Origin of the sequence: Lutispora sp., assembly GCF_041687175.1 — a bacterium.
GTDB lineage: Bacteria > Bacillota > Clostridia > Lutisporales > Lutisporaceae > Lutispora.
Genome location: NZ_JAWLCK010000158.1, coordinates 1 through 5,148, shown reverse-complemented (window position 1 = coordinate 5,148; position 5,148 = coordinate 1). Strand labels below are relative to the sequence as shown.

The window sequence follows — 5,148 nt, the reverse complement described above, 5'->3', positions numbered from 1 at the left end:
ATTGCCAGAGAGGAAGGCTATGAAACCTTTGAAATTCCTGAAAATATCGGGGGAAGGTATTCGGTGCTGACTCCAGCTGCTTTGCTCACAATGGCGGTAGCAGGAATAGATATAGAAGCAGTATTAAAAGGAGCTGAAGAAGCTTGCAGAATATATAATAATCCAAAGCTAGAATCTAATAGCTGCTACAAGTATTCTGTATTAAGAAACATATTGTATAAAAAAGGAAAACAGATAGAAACATTGATAACTTATGAACCCTCCATGGAGTATTTCGGCAAGTGGTGGCAGCAGCTCTTTGGAGAAAGCGAAGGCAAAGAAGGAAAAGGAATTTTTCCAACTATTCTCCAATTTTCTACAGACTTGCATTCTATGGGACAGTATCTTCAGGAAGGCTCTAAAAATGTGTTTGAGACCATAATAAAAATAAAAAATCCACCTGGAGATATGAGTATCCCGCATTTTGATGATGATAAGGATGGTTTGAATTATTTGGTTCATAGGACCTTTAACAATATAAACAGCATTGCCTATGAGGGTGCCATGAAAGCCCATGAAGAAGGGGGCACACCGGTAATATCCTTAGAAGTGCCTTCTATTGATGAATGCAGCTTCGGACATTTGGTATATTTCATGGAAAAAGCTTGTGCTGTAAGCGGTTATCTGCTTGGAGTAAACCCTTTTGATCAGCCTGGAGTAGAGCTGTACAAAAGAAACATATATAAACTATTGGACAGATAGAAGACAAGAAAGGATAAGATATTATGAGGGATTTTGTACACCTTCATGTTCATACCCAGTACAGCCTTTTGGATGGAGCAGGAAGGTTGGACAAGATGATGGAAAAGGCAAAGGGACTGGGTATGTCTTCCATAGCCATTACGGATCATGGAGTCATGTATGGAGTCGTGGATTTCTATAAACAAGCTAAAAAATACGGTATAAAACCCATAATAGGCTGTGAAGTCTATGTAGCAACAAGAGGAATGGAGGACAGAGACCCAAAGTATGACAGCGACCAGTATCACTTGGTGCTTCTTGCAAAAAATGAGACAGGCTACAGGAATATCACATATCTTGTTTCACAAGGCTTTATTAAGGGTTTTTATTATAAGCCAAGAGTGGATGTTGACCTTCTGAGAAGGTATTCTGAAGGTATAATCGCCATGAGCGCATGCCTGGCCGGTTCAGTACAGCAATATATTTTGAACGGAAACTATGAAAGGGCAAAGGAAGAAGCTCTGACATACCTTGATATATTCGGAGAAGATAACTTTTACTTGGAGCTTCAGGATCATGGGATAAGGGAACAGGCGTTAGTAAACCAGGAACTAATTAGAATGTCCCATGAAACAGGAATACCATTGGTGGCTACCAATGATGTCCACTATGTAGATAGGGAAGATGCCCAAGTACATGATGTACTGCTGTGCATCCAAACAGGAAAGACCATTGATGATGAAAACAGAATGAAATTTGAAACTGATGAGTTTTATATAAAATCCTCTGAAGAAATGTATGATTTGTTCAAATATGCACCGGAAGCCTTAGATAATACAGTGAAAATAGCAAACAGATGCAATGTGGATTTTACCTTTGGGCATGTGCATTTGCCTAAATTTGATGTTCCAGAGGGTTATACTTCCGATGCCTACCTCAGGCATCTTTGTGAAACAGGCTTGAAGAAAAAGTATGAAGAGATTACAGATGAGCTTAAGGATAGAATGAACTATGAACTCAGTGTCATAGAAAAAATGGGCTATGCAGATTATTTCCTTATAGTATGGGACTATGTCAGATTTGCCAAGGACAACGGCATAATGGTAGGGCCAGGAAGAGGCTCTGGAGCCGGAAGTATCGTAGCCTATGCAATAGGAATTACAGATATTGATCCAATAAGGTATAACCTTATATTTGAGAGATTCCTTAACCCTGAAAGAATAAGCATGCCGGATTTTGACGTTGATTTTTGCTATGAGAGAAGACAGGAAGTAATTGATTATGTAGTTGAGAAATATGGCAAAGACAGGGTAGCCCAGATAATCACCTTTGGAACCATGGCAGCAAGAGCGGCCATAAGAGATGTAGGAAGAGCGTTGAACATGCCCTATGCTCAGGTGGACAGTGTTGCAAAGAAAATACCTATGGAGCTGGGTATGACTATAGATAAGGCATTGAATGTGAACCCGGAGCTGAGAAACCTATATGAAGAGGATGAGGATATCAAGCAGCTTATAGATATGTCCAAGGCCTTAGAGGGAATGCCGAGACATGCTTCCACCCATGCGGCGGGAGTGGTTATTGCCAAAGAGGCCGTTACAAATTATGTTCCTCTCCAGATGAACGAAGATGTTATTACCACTCAGTTTCCTATGACCACATTGGAGGAATTGGGACTGCTGAAGATGGATTTTCTGGGTTTGCGTACTTTGACTGTAATTCGCGATACTTTGAACATTATCAGAGAACAGGGCCTTGAAGTGCCTGACCTCTCAAAAATAGATTACAACGATAGCCAGGTTTACAACATGATAAGTGAAGGGGAGACCTATGGAGTATTTCAGCTTGAAAGTGCCGGAATGACTCAATTTATGAAGGAGCTAAAGCCAAATTGCCTGGAGGATATCATAGCGGGAGTTTCACTATACAGACCTGGACCCATGGATCAGATTCCCAGGTATATAAAGAATAAGCACAATCCCCAATTGGTCAAATATCTCCATCCCAAGCTTGAGCCTATTTTAAGAGTTACCTATGGCTGCATAATATATCAGGAACAGGTAATGCAAGTTTTCAGAGAGCTTGCAGGATACTCTATGGGTAGATCTGACCTGGTGAGAAGAGCCATGTCAAAGAAAAAAGCAGATGTAATGGCTCGGGAAAAGGTAAACTTTATCAATGGCATATGTGATGAAAATGGAAATGTGACAGTGCCAGGCTGTATAAGAAATGGTATAGATAAAGAAACTGCAGAGAAGATATTCGATGAGATGGCTGAGTTTGCCAAATACGGCTTTAACAAGTCTCATGCCGCTGCTTATGCTGTGGTATCCTATCAAACCGCATGGCTTAAACACTACTATCCAGTACAGTTCACTGCAGCCCTTATTACCAGCGTCATGGACAACAGCAGTAAAGTGGCGGAATATATATTAAACAGCAGAAGACTGGGAATAGAAGTGCTGCCTCCGGATATCAATGAAAGCCATATAAGCTTTACAGTGAAAAACAATAAAATAAGGTTTGGACTGGCAGCAGTTAAAAATGTAGGTATCAATGCCATAAACTCAATAATAGAAAATAGAGAAGCAAAGGGTAGCTATGAAAGTCTATATGACTTTATTAATAAAGTGGACTTGGGAGTTGTCAATAAGCGAACCGTGGAGAGCCTGATTAAATGCGGTGCCTTTGACAGTCTTGGTATTTGCAGAAGCAAACTCATGGCAGTTTATGAAAGGATAATGGATTGTATCCATGACCAGAGAAAGAACAATATTGACGGTCAGTTATCATTATTTGACAATGTAGCTTGCGATATATCAATAAATGAGGAAATTTATCCTGAGTTAGATGAATATCCTAAGAATGTGATGCTGGCCATGGAAAAGGAAATGCTTGGTCTTTACATCAGCGGCCATCCTCTACTGGAGTATAAACAGGAATTGGAAAACAGAACAAGCATCAACACATCCCAACTTATAAATGAATCTTCAGATGACATGGACATGGATGCATTTATTCTTGAATTGGACAATAAAAGAGTAATCATGGGGGGCATATTAGAATCAATAAAAGCAAAGACTACAAAAAACAATAGCATGATGGCTTTTGCACAGCTTGAAGATTTATATGGAACCATAGAAATGATTATCTTCCCAAAGACTTACGAACTATACAAGGATTTGCTTAAGCCCGACAATATAATTCTCGTTGAAGGGAGAATCAGCATAAAAGAAGAAGAGAATGCAAAAATAATCTGTGAGAAAATAACTCCATTAAAAAATGATGTAAAGAGTATATCTGGGTTCAATAAACTCTATATCAAAATTGATTCGAGAAAAAATCCTCAGCTTCTTGATGATATAAAAGAAGTACTCAAGAGAAATAAAGGGAATCAGCCGGTTTTTATAGTTGACGAAGCCAGGAAAAGTGAAGGAAAATCAAGGGTTATGCAGGCATCCCGCAGTATATGGGTTAGTATTAATGACTCTTTATTGGACGAACTAAAAAAAATATGCGGAGATAAATGTGTTGCCTTGAAATAATAGTTATATTGCATTAAACTTAGGATAAAGAGTAGTCCGTGAACCAAAGGAGGCATCTAGCATGTGGACAGTAATATATATAGCCAAAAACAAAAAAGCTGCCGAAAGAGTACAAGAACTTCTGGCACAGGAAGGCATGCTGGCGAAGATACAACCTGTCAACAAAGGATCTGATAGGGAAGATGGTTATTTTGAGATTTTGGTGCCCGAAGGCGAAGCAGAGGATGCACAAAACATAATATATGAGTCAGGAGTCTAAACAAAAACACCTAGGTGTTTTTGTTTTTTAAAATTCATAGGAAAGTCTAGATTTCCTTAGTGTTAACTTTCCGTAATGAATTTCAAGAAAGGCTTCTTCGATAATAAAAATGATTCAAATGAAAGCCTTTCTTTTCAATACTTTAATATAAGGGGGAGACTTGATGAAGAATATCGCCGTATTGACCAGCGGAGGAGATTCTCCTGGTATGAATGCTGCCATAAGAGCTGTGGTTAGGACATCGATATACAATGGTCTCAATGTATATGGCATAAAAAGAGGATATAACGGACTTATTCATGGAGATGTTATAGAAATGAACCTTTCCTCTGTTGCGGATATAATTCATAGAGGTGGAACTATACTGAGAACTGCCAGATGTGAGGAATTCCAAACAGAAGCAGGAATGCAAAAAGCAATAAACATTGCAGATGTATTTAATTTTGATGGTATAGTGGTAATAGGTGGTGACGGTACCTTTAAAGGAGCAAGGGAATTGTGCAAGAAAGGCATAGCATGTATTGGGGTACCTGGAACTATAGATAATGATTTGGCTTATACAGACTATACCATTGGCTTTGATACCGCAGTCAACACAGTATTGGATGCAATAAATAAGATAAG

Annotated in this window: 3 protein-coding genes and 1 pseudogene; all 4 read left to right on the top strand. The window is 39.0% G+C overall.

The genetic code is table 11. From position 1 onward, the window contains the following. Positions 1–741 (top strand): annotated as a pseudogene (locus ACESM9_RS14255) (glucose-6-phosphate isomerase); the annotation flags it as partial. Between the two features lie 23 nt (positions 742–764). After that, complete coding sequence (locus ACESM9_RS14250; protein WP_373000114.1) at positions 765–4,265, top strand: DNA polymerase III subunit alpha; 3,501 nt, start codon at positions 765–767, stop codon at positions 4,263–4,265. 61 nt (positions 4,266–4,326) lie between these two features. Further along, positions 4,327–4,524, top strand: a complete 198-nt coding sequence (locus ACESM9_RS14245; RefSeq protein WP_373000111.1) for a hypothetical protein — start codon at positions 4,327–4,329, stop codon at positions 4,522–4,524. A 163-nt stretch (positions 4,525–4,687) separates the two neighbouring features. Beyond that, on the top strand, positions 4,688–5,148 hold a 461-nt coding region (locus tag ACESM9_RS14240), incomplete at its 3' end, for a 6-phosphofructokinase (RefSeq protein WP_373000108.1).